This is a genomic window from Acinetobacter sp. ANC 4636 (assembly GCF_054454555.1).
In genome coordinates, this window is record NZ_JBTKVD010000001.1 from 365,135 (window position 1) to 384,120 (window position 18,986).

At 35.1% G+C, this 18,986-nt stretch carries 5 protein-coding genes; 3 read left to right on the top strand and 2 right to left on the bottom strand.

The features are described from left to right. Positions 1–149 precede the first annotated feature (149 nt). The 3 genes from ACX1N5_RS01785 to ACX1N5_RS01795 all read left to right on the top strand — a co-directional run bounded on the left by ACX1N5_RS01785 (position 150) and on the right by ACX1N5_RS01795 (position 17,022). Positions 150–16,115: a LysM peptidoglycan-binding domain-containing protein gene (locus tag ACX1N5_RS01785; RefSeq protein WP_458802231.1), complete on the top strand. Its 15,966-nt coding sequence runs from the start codon at positions 150–152 to the stop codon at positions 16,113–16,115. Between the two features lie 48 nt (positions 16,116–16,163). After that, positions 16,164–16,337, top strand: a complete 174-nt coding sequence (locus ACX1N5_RS01790; RefSeq protein WP_458802229.1) for a hypothetical protein — start codon at positions 16,164–16,166, stop codon at positions 16,335–16,337. Between the two features lie 205 nt (positions 16,338–16,542). Then, positions 16,543–17,022: an Sbal_3080 family lipoprotein gene (locus ACX1N5_RS01795; protein WP_458802228.1), complete on the top strand. Its 480-nt coding sequence runs from the start codon at positions 16,543–16,545 to the stop codon at positions 17,020–17,022. A 5-nt stretch (positions 17,023–17,027) separates the two neighbouring features. Here the strand turns inward: ACX1N5_RS01795 and ACX1N5_RS01800 are convergent, their stop codons facing one another. Beyond that, entirely contained in the window at positions 17,028–17,681 is a 654-nt protein-coding gene (locus ACX1N5_RS01800) for a tetratricopeptide repeat protein (RefSeq protein WP_458802226.1), read from the bottom strand. After that, positions 17,681–18,883 (bottom strand): tetratricopeptide repeat protein, encoded by a 1,203-nt coding sequence (locus ACX1N5_RS01805; RefSeq protein WP_458802224.1) that lies wholly within the window; start codon positions 18,881–18,883, stop codon positions 17,681–17,683. Before ACX1N5_RS01805 ends, ACX1N5_RS01800 begins: the two co-directional genes overlap by 1 nt. Positions 18,884–18,986 lie beyond the last annotated feature (103 nt).

The window sequence follows — 18,986 nt, forward strand, 5'->3', positions numbered from 1 at the left end:
TATTTCAAATCAGAGTAAAGAATATTAGACTGCTTTTTCTGTATAATGGTTATATTTTTGAAATATATAATAAGTTTAAATTTTTTATATTAACTTAATTATTTTCAAACTGTCTAAATTTTATTTAAAAATAAAAAAGAGGTTATATCATGGTTGCAATTGTCTCTGGAAATGGCTTGGGTTTGTTGAATAGCTCATTTAATAATCTAGGTAAAAATGGTGTGCAAGGCAATGCAAACATGGGGCAAGCTCAGCTGCAAAACTATGTCAATTTAGCAGATGGTAATCTTATTATTCGCCAGCTAGATCAAAATCTTGAGGCAACTGGGAAAAATATTCAATCTACTCAAACCTATAACTCCAAAGGGATTTTGAGTGGAGATGTACAATGGAGCGGTGAATGGAGTAAAAGGCTTATATTGGTCGGCAATATCAATGAGGCAGACAGTAAAATACTTGTCACGGCTGAAGATGGACATCAAGTTAGTTTTAAATTTAGTTCGACAAATACTTATGTTTCGACAGAAGGTAGTGGAGCTTATGATACATTAAGTCTAAATGGTAATACATGGACAGTTACTGATGGAGCAAGCTTAGTACGTGAAGTCTATGAATATAATCCAGCTTTAAAAACAGGTCGTTTAGTTGTAGTTAACGACAATAATGGGACAAACTGTATTTATAGTTATGATGCATTAGATCGTTTGGTTTCTATCAAAGATTCAAATAGTACATCATTAAATGAGTTGATCTATAACTATGATGGTACTAGTAATCGAGTCAAACGGATTGATACCAGAGCCAATGGTGTTACGAACCAAAATGTTTATTATGAATATGACAGCTTAAACCGATTATCCAAAGTCATTACTGATTTAACGCCAAGTGATAACAGTATTACAGATCAAAATGTATATACAACAACCTATAGTTATGAACTCAATTCTAGCCGAATAACCGCTATTACACAGAGTGATGGAACATCCGTTCAATTTAGCTATGAGTTTGATAGTGTAAGTAATACATACCGAGTTAAAACATTTAAAGATAGTCAGGGTTTAACCACCTTCAGCTATGCAGCCAATAAGACCACGGTAACGAATAGCTTAAATGAAGTTTGGGAATATAACTATGATGCTAATCAACAATTGATTAGTGTTAAAAATTCAAATGCGGAAGTCTCATCATTTAGTTACGATAACCAAGGAAATGTTATTGCTATTATTGATAACGAAGGGAATGAACTGACATATCGCTATGATAGTAATGGCAATTTAATTGAAGAATACACTCATACCGGTAAGGCGGTTAAATATAGTTATATTAATACTTCACAACTTGCCACAATTACAGAATTTAGTGCTTTAGCTAGCAAAGATATGAATGGGAATTGGATTCTCCCTACAGGAGATGCCAAAAATACCAATTCTATTTACGATAGTTCACAACGTTTACGTTTTGTCATTAGTAGCGAAGGAAACGTATCAGAATATTTATATAACACCAAAGGTCAGCTGACAGGAAAAGCGAATTACCAAAACCAATATAATATTGCAACAGGATTTGCTTACACAACTGTAGAAACCTGGTCTAAAATGAATACACGCAATCAATTGAGTAGCTATGACTATGATATTTTTGGAAATATCAAAAGGGAAACGAACTATAGCTCAATTAATAAGACTGTAGACACGACAACAGGTTTTATCAATAATCAAGGCGTGTTTGAGGATGCAACACAACTCATTGATTATGTTTACGATGCGAAAGGACTATTGCTGCAAAAGATTATTCGTCATGGCGCTGATCGACAAACCACAACCCTTACTTCAGCATCAACTGTACAATCATTCTCCTATGATGGTTTAGGGCGCATTCTATCTGAAGTGAGTGCAGTAGGTACCACAACGTATAGTTATGCAACCAATAAGATCACAGTGACCAATGCAGCAGGTTTAGTTACAACGCAAAGCTTTGATAATTATGGACGACTATTAAATAGCATACAATCAGCGACCAATGTCCCAGATAGAATAACAAGCTATAGCTATGATGACGCAGGTCGACTAGTTTATAGCAAACAACCCACAGGCAATGAACAATTCAACTTCTATGATAAAAAAGGGCGGTTGGTTGGAGTTGTTGATAGCTCAGGTTTGCTGATCGAATATGTTTACAATAAAAATGATCTACAAACCAAAGAAATTCGTTATGCGACTGCGGTGAATTCGGCAGGATGGCTCGTGAATAATAATGTGACAAAAAAAGGAATAGATGAAATTCGTCCTGTTGTCAGCAGTTTTGATCGTGTAATTGGAAAAAATTATAATACAAGCAATCAGTTGACTACAGTTACTCAAGAAAATGGCTTGGTGACAGAATACGGCTACGATACTTTTGGTAATCTCATTCAAACAAAAACAGGCGATCGAATTAGCCGTTATTTTTATAACAAAGATAATCTTCAGGTTGCGGCTTTGGATGCCGAAGGATATTTAGTTGAAACACTTTATAATTCTTTAGGTCAAAAAATTCAGGTGAATCGATACAGTAAATTAACCACAGAAAGTTTACGCACAACAGGGACTTTGTCTCAGTTAAAACCAACAGGTGCAGATAATACAACGCTTAGTACCTTATTTTTTTATAATGCTCAAAGTCAGTTGATTGGTTCCATTGATGAAAAAAATTTTATCACAGCGTATATTTACGATGAAAAAAATAACACAGTTGTAACTCGTCAATATTCAACAGCAACGACTGCAACTCTCAGCAATAGCATGGTATGGGCTGACTTCGTTAGCGCGATTCCAGTAACTAATGTCTATCAAGAAAGCATTAAGTCTTATGACAATCAGGGACGATTAACCCAGTTAAGTGATACGCGCCAAGGAATAACCAGTTATGAATACGATGCAGCAGGTCGAATCATCACTGAAAAACTCGCTACAGGCAGTACGAATGAAAGGCAAGTCAAGACACGTTATAACGCATTTGGAAATGCCACTCATGTTTTAGCAGGTGAGGTGGTCAATGAAATCAAAGCTGGCATGACTGCTGCAGAAATTGATCAAGTCTATGAACAATATGGGATTAAATCCTACTACGATGCTGCGGGGCGTAAGACCCATATTCTCAATGCTGCAGGGCAACTAACAACATTCTATTATGACAAAGTTGGACGCTTAACGCATAGCATTAATGCCGAAGGGAATGTCGTTGAAACGAGCTATACCTTATTTGGTGAGGTAAAGAAGACGACCCAATACGCAAACAGTTTATCTAAGACTGATATGAATGTAACGGATCAGGTTGGAGCTGCTATTCCTGATGCATTTACCAATGCTATTGGTGTAGGTAAACGTTTAAAAGGTGGGGAGTTAACAGCGACCCTCACGAATTTAGTTACTGCGATTAAGGCTGTTGCAAAAGACCGCGTGGATGCATTTGAATACGACAAACTTGGTAATGTTAGTAAAAAAATTGATGCGGAAGAAATAGGTGTAGATTATATTTATAATCAATACGGTGAATTAGAAAAAGAAGCAAGACAAGTTACTCTGAATGGTATTAGGAGAGTTCTTCAAACAAGCTACACCTATTCAAAAAGAGGCGAATTGAAGAGCATTACTTTGGATCAAGGTGGCTTAAATCAGACAAGCAGCAAGGAATATGATGCCTTTGGTCGAGTGATCAAAGAAATAGATGCTAAGGGTAATATTACTAGCTTTGATTATAGTCTAGACCAAGGTCGTACAATACAGATTAAAGCAGCTAATAATAGCCTATCACAAACTAGTTATGATGCATGGAACCGTGTATTAACAGTTAATAATAACAACAATATCACGACTTATAACTATGATGATAAAGCTAGAACACTGACCTTAAAAAGTCCAGAAGGCTTGCAAACTATCACTCGATATAATGAGTTTGGGGACGTAGTCGATATTACCGAAGCAAATAATGGTAAAAGATCATATTTATACAATAAAGATGGTCAGAAAATAAAAGATACTAATGTTGTTGGTGCAATAAATAACTATATTTATGATAAAAATACAGGTCTATTAAAAGAAACAACCAATGCAGAAGGACTTAAAACTGAATATCTCTATGATAATGTTGGTCGAGTACAATCGCAGATTATTAATATTTCTGCAACTGAAAAAATTGAAACTCAGTATCGTTATGATGGTCAAGGGCAGCGCCTAGAAGTGATCGAGGCTTATGGTTCGATTAATCAACGTTCCACTCAATACAATTACGATAAAGTAGGGCGTTTGCTCTCAGTTGTACAAGACTCAACAGGACTTGCTGCAACTACAACCTATGTTTATGATGAAACTGGACGTCAAATTAGCATTACAGATAAAGGCGTTACCACACTGTATAATTATGATGCATTAGGTCATCGTATTTCAGAGATTCAAGATCCAACAGGCATTGCATTAAAAACAGAATACCGTTATGACCTGAATGGAAACCTCACCCGAAAAATTGATGCAGCTGGCAATAGTACTTGGTATGTATATGACAGTGTCAATAAGTTAACTCATACCGTAAATAGCTTGGGTATGACGGTTGCATCTGTTTATGACCTGAATGGTCGTGTAATTGCACAATACAATTTTACTACTTTACAAGATGTAAGCACGTGGGCAAGTAAAGATATCGTCGTTGTAACTGATATCACTGTGAGTAAAACCACGGCCATATTAACTCGATCAGTTTATAATAAAGATGGGCTTGAAGTTTTTAGTATTGATGCTGAAGGTAGTGTTGTTGAAAAACAATATAATGAGCTTGGTAAAGTCACACATACCATTTCTTATGATAAGGTAATCAACCTTAAAGGTGAGAATTTGGCACAAGATGCTATCAAAGCAGAATTACGAATAGTTGGTGCAGGTTCAAAAACAGAATCTTATTATTATGATTTATTAGGCCGTGTTATTTATACCATAGATGCAGCTGGGTATGTGATACGCAATGATTATGATTTATCTAATAATATCATCTATGTCACCAAATTTAGAGAGGTCACCACACTCAGTCGCTTAAGTACATTAGCTCAATTAGATGCTATTTATAAAACAACAACAATTCCAGCTAATTTCAGAGCGATCAGCTATTATGATAAATTAGGTCAAAAAATCTATGATCTAAATGAGAACTCTATTCTCACGCGCTATAGCTACGATGAATTAGGAAATTTGATCAGCAAGAAAGAAATAGCAATGCCTGATGTTTTCTTACTAGATTTGTTAAGAACAAAAGATGCTAATGGGAATTTTACCTCAGATCGACCAGTTGCAACACTAGATAATTATGATGCTGGGTTAAAACTATTAACAGATAATCAGTTTAGAGAAACTACTTATTTTTACGATAAGTTGGGTCGGGTTGCTTATACTATTAATGCTTTAGGTTATGTAACTCGATATGACTACAATGCGCTTAACTATGTGGTCAATACTGTTAAATACTATGATCCAACAAACCTAAATCGAAGTAGTACATTAGAGCAGCTGAATGCAGTCTATCTTGCTTTAACACCATCTACTTATACTGTTAATGGTACATTATATAACTCTGCAGGAAGTAAAATATTTTCATTTAATGAAATGGGATTTTTTACTTACTATAGCTATGATGCTTTAGGTAATATAATTAGTAAAAAAGAATCTACATTTACTGTAGATGGTCTATTGGATTATCTAAGAAAAAAAGATGCTAATGGCAACTTTACATCAGAGCGACCACCTGCAACTTTAGTAAATTATAACCAAGCTATTTTATTAGTACCAATAGCTCAATTACGTGAAACAAAATATTATTATAATAAAGTTGGTCATTTAACTTATGACATTAATCCATTAGGATACGTAACAAATTATAGTTATGATGCTCTTGGTAATTTAACTTCAAGCAAGCAAGCTAATCTAAATATAGGTACGATTTTAGATTTTCTAAGAGTGAAAGATGCTGATGGTAATTTTACTACACCACGCCCTGAACTTAACACAGATAATTTAGAACAAGCATTTAAATTAGTTTCCACAGCTAACTATAGAGAAACTAATTCTTATTATGATAGAAATGGGCGAGTTAGCTATAGTATCGATGCATTAGGGTATGTGACACGTTATAGTTATGATGCTTTTGATAATGTAACTGATATTGCCCAATTTAAGATAGCAACAGTTTTAAGTAGGACTAGTACTTTAGCACAGTTAGATAGTATTTTTAGAACAGCACCAACTTTACCTGAGTATACGATTACCCAGTATCTTTATGATGCTTTAAACCGAAAAGTTAAAGAGATTGATGCAGAAGGTTTCACAATTGAAACTGGATACGATGCATTCGATAATGTGATTTGGGTAAAAGATAAATTAGGTAATAAGGGATATTTTTACTATGATGCTTTAAATCGTAATACATTTAAATTAGATCCTGCTGGCTATTATACTTGCTATAATTATGATGCATTTGGTAATCAAATTGAGGAGTTGAAATATTTAGCACCGGTCAATGGGTTTGATAAAATTGAGAATGAAAATGGATTAATTAACTCAATTAAGCTTCTTGAAACTGCCACAGATATCCTACCTACCACACAGCCTTACCTAAAATTTGATACTTCATATAATTATACAACCTATCAATACGATAAATTAAACCGTAAGACTAAAATTATAGATACTTTAGGTAATTATGAAGAATATACTTATAATAATAGCTTTGCACAGCCATTAACTTACCGTAATAAGCTTGGTGGAGTATATAGTTATGTGTATGATCAATTAGGTCGTTTGATTCAAGAAACATTGCCCGAATCTGTTGCTGGAAAAGCAGTCGTGAACAGCTATGAGTATGATGCATTTGGTAATAGAACTAAACTAATAGAAGCAAAAGGTTTACCAGAACAGCGAATCTCTGTCTATGAATATGATAGCCTAAATAGACTAACTACAAAAGTTGGTGAACCGGTTGATATTATTCAATTTAAAGCATTAGATGTAAATACACCTGATCTAAAAGAAAAGATTGTTACAGTAGGTAGTATTCCACGTGAAAGTTATCAATATGATGGCTATGGTAATCAGATTTTAAAGACCGATGCGAATGGTGCAAAAACATTTAGTTATTATAATAAGAATGGTCAAAAAATATCAGAAATTAATGCTGTTGGGCTATTGACTCGCTGGGAATATAACGCTGCTGGTCAAGTTATTAAACTACAATCTTATGAAACTCCTATAACATTATCTTCTCAATCCAGTGAAGTACTGCCAACTTTACCCTCTGGCAATGTTAGAGTCATTGAATATGGTTATGATAAAGTTGGTCGTCAAAATTTAGTTATTACACCTGATGTTTATACTTACGAATATGATGCTATGGGAGTAGGCGAATTAGTTAAGAGAACTGTGATTCAAAAGACCTATTATGACGGTAATGGCAATGTTATTCGAGTTGAAGATGCTAAAAATAATAATAACTATAATTATTATGACATTATTGGTCGTAAGGTACTTAGTATTGATAATGACGGTTATGCTACACAGTGGACATATAATTATGATGCAACCAATAAAATAAATACTGTAACTGAAATTAAATTCTCGACTAAACTTGCACGTGATTTACTACCTACAGATCAATTAGCTCAAGTCTTAGCATTATTGGTCACTGATACAAATAATGATCGTAAGACCATTACAACCTTTGATAGAAAAGGTAGAGTCAGTAAAACTGAGTTACTAAATGTGAAGTATACAGATGGGACTATAATTAATACTGGGAGTAGCATTACTAGTTTTACCTATAATGCTTTAGATAAAGTTCTCACTAAAACGGATAGTACCGGTATAGTAAAAACTGACTATGATAAACTTGGTCGGGAAACAATACGAACTTTCGGAGAGTATAAAGATAGTAATAATGTTACCGTTAGTCAGCGCATATCTAGTGTCTATAATGGACTAGGGCTATTAGCAAGTAGTGCAGTTTTAGGCGCTAATGATAACGTGACTACAGATGATCGTGTAACACAATATACTTATGATAGGCTTGGACGTTTAATAAAAGAAACGGATGTTAACTTAAATCATAGTGTGAATTATGCTTATGATTTAGTAGGTAATCAAACTTGGATTGGTACTGATCGTAAAACAAGTACAGGAATATTTAAAAGCGATGAAACACTGATTGCATATAATCTATTAGGTAAAGAAATTGTCAGACGTGTAAATGAAGGAACACATACAATAACAACTGTAAGTCCAGACCCATTAGTAACATGGAAAACTTTAGAAGAACGTGAGACACGATATAATGTTTTTGGAGAAGTGACAGGAAAACGATTAGTTAATCCTAATAGTACAACAAAAGCAACAGATCCTTGGCAGGAGGCAACTGAATATAATAATCAAGGTCAGGTATGGAAAAGTAATGCAAATAATGGTGTTACACACTATTATTTATATGATCAAAACGGTAATGCTACACTACAGTTAGACACCGCTGGTACAACTACAATTACGGCAAAAACACCAGATCAACTTAAGGACTTGATGGGTGTCACTTATACCGAAACAATTTACGATAAACGTAATCAGGTTATAACAATTAGACAACCTAAGTTTAGCCAAGAAACATTAGATACGACTTTAAATCTATTTAACCAAACTATTTCACGCTCTGATGAAAAATCTACAGTCATATTAGAAGATACAAGTCATAAACTTATTTTTAATGAAAATACTCAAAAACTGAGTATTCAGACTAATACTCAAGCTAAACGATTAGTTATTAAATATTGGCCAAAAGATGGGGATGTTATAGCTGAAAATACTCTAACTGTTGATATGCAGGTTGGTACAGTTGCAGGTGAATTTGTACTGGATATTTCAGCTATAAAAGCAAACGTAGACTTTAGCTTTAGTTATAGTAGTTCAGATGCTATTGGCACTGTGTTAGAAAGTAGCACAGGTACTGTTAGACGTTCTGTGAATATTATTGATAAATTCACAGGAGGAAATGTAACTGCAAACCCAAATGCAGTTAAAAACGTAGTTTCAACAACTATGGGGACAGTAGCTTTAGATAGCACTTTTAATTATGCAGTTCCAGTTACTATCAATGGGATTAGCCAACAGATAGTAACTAGTCGTAATGATTGGCCATCATCTAGTGGTAGTGGGGTTACTGTAAATTATGATGAAGTAATATCTGTTCAGAGTTTGAAAATTGGAATACCAACTCTGGTTAAAAGTTTTGGAGATGGTAATTTTGAAGTTGAATTAATTGTTGATAGTCAGGTATATACACAATCTGTATCAGCAATGACCAGTAGCCTTACTATTGTTTTAGATAAAAATATCGATAAGGTTTTAAATGGAAAGACTTATAATATTAAGATTTATAAAAGAGTAAATACAACTACAGCGGAGTTGTTACTTAACCAGAGTAATACATTACCTGCGAAGGTTTCTCAAATCTATACTCAAAAATGGAAATATGTAGATGATAGTAATCCACCACCCCTAATGGTTGCTAAAGTGGGTGCAGTGATTAATATTGGAGTAAAAGAATTAAATCAAGAGGTTATTTTAAATAATTACAATCAATTGGTAATTAATAATGTGCCTGTTGAAACAAGCCGTGTAGAAGTGAAGTATAAACTTCAAGGAGTAAGTCAATGGAGTACTTTAATCAGTAATGCAGCTTTATATAATAATATCTCAAATTTTTATCAGATTAATTTAAGTTCATTGGATGGGGATAAAGCTTATGATTATCAATATATTGTGTATAATCATAATGGTGATATAATTGGCGGTGGTCAAGGTTTAATTAATACGACAATCAACCAAGCATCAGTTACACATGAAGCTTTAGAATCAAATTATTTTTCAAATAATTATATAGATAAAAAAGAAATTATAAACAGTCGTCAAGATATATCTGAATCAATAGATTTAGCTGAAAGCTCTGTTGCATTAAATGTAAATTACCCATTCGCACTTATTAATATACCTGTCGAGTTTAGATATAGATTTGATAATAGTATATTGAAAAAATATGTTAATAATGGAAATTATTCTGTATTGATTAAGAATAATAGCTTAAATAAATTTGTAGAGAAAAAATTTAATCTTTCTCAAGATTCAACATTTACAGATGTAGTTATTGATATAGCAGGTTTATTTGAATTTGGTAAAGTTAATAATGTTGAAGTTCAGATTGCAACAATTGATTCTAATCAATTTATAGAAATAGGAAAAGGAAGTGTTTCCTTTAACGCTATTTTTATGGGGTCTCCACAAAATCTTATTACATCCATTCGAACTATACAAATTAACTCGAGTAGTTTAACTTTAAATAAAATTAACAATCTTAGATTGAAAAATCAGCCTATTATTTCCGATAATGTTATTTTGTATTATAGAGAGTTAGGTAATGATCAAGGATTTATTTCTTTAAATAGTGTTCCTCAGTTAAGGGACATGTCTGGAAACAAATTAGATAATAACTTCGATATAAGTATATCGTCATTGTTGTCAGGTAAAAAATATGAAATTCAATATATAACGTTTAGTGGCTCTACTATTGTAAACCGACAGCAGGGTATTCTTGATCTTACTGGTGCTACGGCAAAAATTGATGTAACACCTTTAAATTACGGTGATGATGGTTTTGTTGTATTTAATGAAAATAAAATCAATTTTATTGATCAATTTGCATTGACCAATGCTACGCAATCATCAGCTCAACTGAAAATACGTAAAACAGGTACAACAGTTTGGGAAAATATATCACTCTCATCATTTCAGCCAAATACAAATACCAATATTCGAAACTGGTTCCAATGGGATTATGGTTTACGTACTGGAGAGTATGAGTTTTTACTTGATTCTTTCAATGGTAATGATTTATCCAATCCAGTAAATAGTATATTGGGTAAAGTTCGTTTAGGTGCTCAACCCCAAGTGCTTAACTATATTCCAAAATCATTTGTGCAAAACCAAATTATATTTTCAGGGCAACCTGTAGGAAGCAAAACAGTTACTGTAAAATATGGCACAGTTGCAGGTCAACTCAATCAGACCGCAGTTTTAACTCTAGGTACAGATGGTCAAGCAATTCTAGATGCGACTACTGTTGCAGAAATGAATTTATTGGGTAGTACGACTGTTTACTATAGCTATGAAACAACCGATGAAAAAAATAAGTTACTCAATCGAGCAACAGGTTATATCAATATTGGTCTTGGTGCAGGTTTAGGGCAACATACCAGTCAACTTAATGACAGTTGGCTTGATTTACAACCTGCTCAAAATAATGGCATCAAGATGGAGCTTTCCTATCGTAAACGTCAGATTGATGCAAATGGAAACTTCGTTTCTAATTTTGCAAATGATGATAATACATATTTGGACAGTAAATCTCAATTTACCACAGTGACTTTAACGCCACAAAATGGGGTTTATCGATGGAATGTTAATAGTCTTGTACCTAATTCAGGTTTGGATAACTATGAATATTTTTATCAACTTTATGATGCTAATGGCAAAGTAATTGCGTTTGTACCAGGTCAAGTGACGATTGATAGCAATGGTAATGGGAGTACTCAGCAAACAAAATGGACTATTAATGGTTCAGGGAGTGAACAAAATCAAATCATTCGTAGTCAAAGTTACAATGCATTTGGCGAAATCATTAGTGAAACAGATGGTAATGGAAACACTACAACTTTAAGTTATAACACTCTCGGTAAGCTAACAAAAAAGACATCACCAAAAGTTGATATCCGTAAAACAGATGGTAGTGTTGTTCAAGATAATCCAACTATTGAATATGCATATGATCTCGCAGGGCGATTGCTCACCACCAAAGATGCTAATGGCAATATCAACAAGCAAAATTATCTGAATGGTCATAATCTAGAAACTGGAGACTGGTTAGTTGCAAATGAAATTCATGCTGATACAGGGCAGGTAGTCAACGGGTATGATGTATTTGGTAATTTGACTAACAAAACCAACGAGCTTGGGATTAAGACAGGTTATGAATATGATATCACTGGTAATCTTACTAAAATAACTCGAGAAGCACGTACTACTTATACTCTTATAGAAAGCCCAACGTCATTTACAAATATAGGTAATATAATACCATACAACAGTACAACTAGTGCTCAGCAAACATTAACTGATACTTTTGCTTATGATGAGTTGGGAAATCGAATTTCTACGAGTAATGCTTTAGGAAATATTATAACGACCGATTATGATGCTTTGGGTCGAGTGATCCAGAATCGTTCTGCTGAAGGTGTAGTAACTCGTATTGACTATGCTTATGATGCAACTATTTCCAATAGTAATGGAACCCAAGGTGGGATTAAACGTACAGAAATCGATGCCTTAGGAAAAACAATTATTGATGAACAAGATTATTATGGTCGTAATATTAAACACACCGACAAAGGTGGACATGTATTTAATTATACCTATAATGCGGCTGGCTGGTTAATACGACAAACTAATACTCAAGGTCAGAATATTGACTATAGTTATTATAGTAATGGTTCAATTAAAGAAATCCGCGATGTTAGTTTAAACCTGCTAACGGCTTACCGTTATGATGATAATGGAAATCGCATTGAAGAGCGCTATCAAGAGCTTAATGCAAAATCGGGTGAACCTAGAATTTTCCAAAATGCCTTAATTAATTATGATTCTCTTAATCGGAAAATAAGTGTTCAGGACCAAACATTTAGCACTCATTATGAATATGATGCAAATGGCAATATTATTCATATGTTAGCAAACTACCGTAATGCGGTTAATGCTATCCCTAAAATTCAGGATTTCTGGTATAGCTATGACAATATGAATCGTTTCACAGTCAGTATGGGCGTCTTGAATAGTACGACCAAGAAAGTAGAACGAGGTGATACGGGGATTCTTGTTACCTACGATAAGCTAGGTCAACGATTGTCAGCAGACTATGGTAAAGATGCACTAAACTCAACGAAAGCTCATAAAGAAAGCTATAGTTATACTGCTGATGGTTATATTGAAACTGTAAAAAGTGCAGACTATGGCACAAATGGAGTCTTGGGAACTGAGTATATTTTATCGGTACGTCGTAGTGACGCGCTTGGTAGAGTGATTATGTATCAAGAGTATAATCCAAATAGTAATACAGTTTATCAGACCACAACGACTGTTTATAGCAAAGATAACCAAGTCAGTAGTCAAACAAAAGTTGGAGGTAATGGGGCTGGAACAACAACTTATACTTATTTAGCAGATAAAAGTACGTTAGATAATGTTGTTATGAAACCAACATCGGGATCATCACAGACAACACAATATACCTATGAATGGTGGGATTCGGCAAAGCAAAAAGAGATAAAATTAACAGTAGACAATCTGGTTGGAAAAACCTCATTTAATTATGATGTAAATGGACATATTAGTGGTTTTGTTGATGAGCAAAATGCTCAAAATAAACGAGCTGCGACATATATTAATAACTCACAAGGGATGGTGTTACAGCGTAATGAACTAATTAATAATTCAATCAGTCGTTATCGGAATTTTTATTATATCGATGGGCAAAAAGTAGGGGATGCTAGCAACGATGGTCCTTCACGTGAGGACTATGTGCAAAATATACAAAGTTCTCGTGCCACACCAGTACAAGCAAAAGACTTCAAGCCAATTGCGTCAGCAGATTTTGATGAGAACTTTGAGCCGATCAACGCCCAATATCCATCAAGTGCAGCAACAACCTATGTAGTCAACAATGGAGATACATTACAGAGCATTGCGTTAGCCATATGGGGTGATGCTTCGATGTGGTATTTGCTTGCCGATGTAAATGGTTTGAATGCATCGGATAGACTAACTGCAGATCAGGTTCTAACTGTTCCAAATAAAGTTACTAATATTCATAACAATAGTGAAACGTTTAGAGCTTATAACCCAGGTGAAGCAATAGGTAATACACAGCCAACTATCCCAACTCCGCCACCACCAGCAAAGCCCAAGAAAAAGTGTGGTGGTATTGCACAAATTGTAATGATTGTCGTAGCAGTGGTTGTCACAATTTATACTGCAGGAGCAGCTGCTGTATATTTAGGTGCAGGAGGTAGTAGTTTATTTGCAGCTGGAACAGCGGCAATGGTCGGTGGCGGTACTACTATGACGGCTGGTGTTGCAATTGGTTCTGCAATGGTTGGGGCGGCAGTAGGTAGTGCAGTATCTCAATTAGCTGGTAAAGCAATGGGAGCTGTGGATCATTTCTCATGGTCACAAGTTGGAGTGTCGGCTTTAACAGCAGGGCTCACAGCGGGTGCTGGTGCAGGAATAGGGCAATTAGCAAATAATTATAATTGGGCAAATACGGCTTCCAACGCGATAAAAACTGTGAATGCTAGTAAAGCTGGCTGGACACAAGTAATAGGTGTTGGAGCATATAGTGGTGTAGTTGGTTATAGTTCAAGTTATATCGCCAATCAGATATTTGGCAATAATCAAACTTTTAGTTGGGCAACATTAGGTTCATCAATTGTAGGCTCAATTGCTGCAGCGGGGATGGGGGCAAAAGGGATATTTGATAGTCTAGGTACTACAGCAAGTCCATATGCCTACTCCTTAGCGGGTGCTAATGCCGCAGCAGTGATTGATGACAAGTGGTTTGGTGGAGCGAGACCAGATTACTTAAATGTGTCGATGGCAGCGATCGCAAATACAATAGGTCGGCAGTTTGGGGAGAGTCAGGCTAAATCTACTACTGATTCGAGAATAAACTACTATTTATCTAAAAATGGCGTAAAAGCCAACGATATTGATAAATATAAATCAGATATTCAGATTTTAATAAAGAATAATCCAGAAATTAACATTCAACAATTACTTGAAAATGCAGATTCAGATTTGATGATGTCTTTATATAATTCAAATAACCTACGTAAGCAATATAGTAAACAATTTGAGGAAATGTTTACTAGTAAAGAAGCCTTATTAATAGGTTTAAATACTGATGTAGGAGATTTGAAAGATCAAAGCATAGCCTCCTATCGTGGTGAAAATGCCTTTTCAATTAAGAAGCAAACAACATTGGGCATGACTGTTCTAGAGCAGTCGGAAATATTGAGAGATAAATTAGATCATACTATTGCAGCTACAGGTATTGACCCACAAAAAGCTGCTTTAGCAGCAAGCGTTATTTTATTTGGTCCAGCAGCTGTAGCGAAAGATTATCTTGTTGGTGAGCTTATCAATGCTGTTGCTGGAGATACGTTGGTAGCCTTGCAAAAAGAAGCCACAGGATATATAGCTGCAAAGGCTCATAATCTGTCATTAGATGATTTTAATGCAAAATTGGATCCTACCTATTTGAAAATGGCTCAGGACGATTTAGCTTATTATTCGGCAGATGGTGAATTGTCTCCTACATGGGATCAATCCTATAAAGCTATTGATTTTTCAAAAGACTTAAAGGTTTCTCAAAAACGAGCTGGGGATTTAATTTATTTATTGAGTACAGCGGCTGGTATTGGTACTGTAGCTGGTGCAAGTGCTTATGGTATGATGAGTATTGGTTCTGGGTTTACCCGACCTTCTAATATACCATCTAGTCAGTGGGGTGGGGTGGGAAGTCGTAAATCTACAAGAGATAAAACTTCTGATCAAGAAGTAACAATTGATGGAAAGGTTGCAAATAATGCTGTTTCTTCTAAGTCGCCATTGGTTGTCGAGTTATCCTTTGATAAGGGAACACGAACATGGACAACTCCAGCTGGACTGGATTACGGTCCAGGATCTGTTCACGGCAATCGAGTTAAGCACGTGCTCGATCACGCAGTTCCAAACCCAAACAAGACCACGCATAGTGTGTTTGACGTGAATAAAAACGAGGTCTTGGGGCTGGTCGATGAAGCGTGGTCGATTAAAGGTAATCCATTGTCAAATGACCCAGGTGCCTATGTTGTCCCTATGGGAAGAACTATTGGCACTGCTGGTGAGATGAATATTAAGATCATTGTTCGGCCCGGCACGAACAAGATTATTACAGCCTATCCGTTTCAGTGATTGAGGAAGAGTTTAATGCTGTGCCCAAGATGTGAGCAAGGTGACATTGTGAAAGCGATGATCATGAAAATAGGGAAGGTCATTTTTGTTTGTCAGGAGTGCGAGGCAACATGGTTTTCCGCCGACGAAATCAAGGAGAGAGGATTCGTTGATTTCGGCACCTATATGGAAGAGATCGGGTTGGAGCCTCTGTGGGATGAGTTGGAGGTTGAAAAAATGTAACAACAAGTCCCTTTGCCTCGTTACGTCCTTGTAGGGCGCAATGCCAAACTGGTTGACGGTATGATTCTAACTGAGATTTTCAACTCACTCATAAACCAGTCTGTCTCACTCTACTGTTATTAGCTGGAGTGAGATAAGTTAAGTATTTGAATTGATTGCTCATCACGTTATAATTCTGCATACTTCTAAATATGCCACTTTATATATGAAAAATAAGAAATTAATTTTATCACTATTAAATGGGGTACTTTGTTCTGCATGTACTTCGTGGCAGTGGCAAGCAGACTCGATTCACCGTGATTATCGACCTTTGGTCAAGTCGATCTGTATCGAAAACAATCCAAAGGTCAAAATTGATCATTTTCAGGAAATGTTGATTAATCGACTGGAAAGCTATCGTATACAAACGCAAGTATTTGACTCTCCATATAAACCTGAAACTTGCGATTTTGTTCTTAAATATGATGCGACTGAAGATTATAAAACAGTATTTTTTATCAGTGATGCAACTTTAAAACTGTACAACCGATCAGGTCAAAGAATTGGACTCTCTGAATATCATATTTCTGGGGCGGATCTAACCAAATATCAAAACAATCAGACTAAGATAAATAGATTGGTTGATAAACTTTTAACACCCAAAAAATCAAAGAAGAAGAAAATTACTTCTTCTTTGATTAAATAACCTCATTAATGAGGTCCATTATCTTCATCAATAGTGTCTAAATAAGCACCTAAGAAGCCTGTTAACTTCTTCTGTTCAGTTGTCATATTGGCTGACTCGGTTTGAGCTTGGAAGGTATGATTTGGTTCAATCGTTTCGTTTGTGCTAGTTCGGGCTGTTGAAGATGAATTTATCATTGCATTTTTAATCTGAGTAATGACCCGTTGAATGTCATTGTTCAGTGCATCATTGGAACATACCTCAATACCTTCTTGAAAATGATGAATTGCATCAGTCGTCTGCTCTTTAAATAAAGCCAAATAACCAAGAGAGAAAGCTGAAAGAGCAGGGTCATTCGAACTTAAAGATAGATTACTAAAGAGAGGTTCGGCTTGAAAAACTTGCTGTGTCTGTAGATATAAAAGACCTAGTTGGAATTGAGCAATATCAAAGGTTGGATTGATTTCAATCACATGCTGTAGCGTTGTAATCGCACGCTCAAATAATCCAATCTCAGCATATTGCATAGCAAGAAAATAACAAGCAGCATTATGATCTGGTTGGACATTTAATAATTCAGTTAAATAACGAATAGCAGCGTGAGTATCTCCATGTTCACTGGCATGAATAGCAAGTTTCAATGTTTCATCTGCATCGAAAGGGGATAGAAAATTTTGCATTATGGTCTTTCTTCTTCATTTAAATGTTTTTGAAAATCTGGATGATTACTTAACCATTCATGTACAAGTACTTGTCCTGAGTTTTCACTACTTGGCGCACGTCGAATCAGAATATCATTCATTTTTTGCTGTGCGGCTGTGGTTTGGCGGGCATTACTCAGCAAAATATACTCAGCGTACTGAGCTGCCATACTGTGTTCATCAATATCAAATGCTTGTTGAATGAGTTGATTAGCTTTAATGAAATTATGTTTCATCGCCTCAACTACGGCTAAGCCACCATAAGTATCAGCAAATTCAGTATTGAGTGGTAATGATGTTTCAAAAGCCCAAGCAGCCTTTTCAATATTTTGTTTAAGAACATAACACCACGCTAGTATATGCCATGTACCCACATGGTTATTCATATATTCAATGGCTTGAAGTAGATGTAGCTCAGCTTTTTCAAGATTCATTTCATAAAATTCAAGTTGCCCTAAACCCGACCAAGCACGCCCAGACTGAGGATAATGCTCCAAAATTAAATTAAAAGTGTTGCGAGCTGAAATAATACTGCGCTCATTCAGTTGAACTTCACCGAGAGCTAATAAGGCTTCTAACTGATATGGGTTAATCTTTAAAGCTTTCTCAGCTGTTTCTTTTACATTGAGATAATCCGAGAAATTATGATTAGTTTCATATTGCAATAACGCTAGATTTCCTAAAGCTTCTGCATGTAAAGGGTTTAAAGAAATAGCCTTTTTCAGAGAGCTCATCGCTTGAGCTGGTTGCTCTAAATGATGTAATACTCTTGCATACAGCACATAAGTATCTTCTTCTAGTACGGTTGAAGAGTTTATTAAAGGCTGCAATGTCGCATATGCTTTTTCATATTCAGTCATATAAAGATGAGCATAAGCTAGATTGTATAAAACAATCGTATTCTCAAATTCAGTACCTAGTACATTTTCACCAAAAATAACGGCCTCTGGAAATCTACCGAGTTGCAAACAAATCAAACTTGCGAGGCGATTTAATTGGGGTTCATCAATATCTTGAGTTTGTAGATGGACGATCATTCTGCTAAGAATCTCAATTTGGTTTGTTTCTAATGCCAATTTAAGAATAGAAGAAATTAAATGTATATTTTTAGGATCTTGTTCTAAAAAACTAAGCCATCTTTGAAGTTGACTTATAGATTCTGCTGAAATAGTTGTTGTCATAACACAAAAGAACGCCTGCATTTTTTATTACAACAGCATAAGATAAATATATGAATTTGAGAAGAAATAATATTGATAAAATATCTAGGTTTGTTGGAATGAT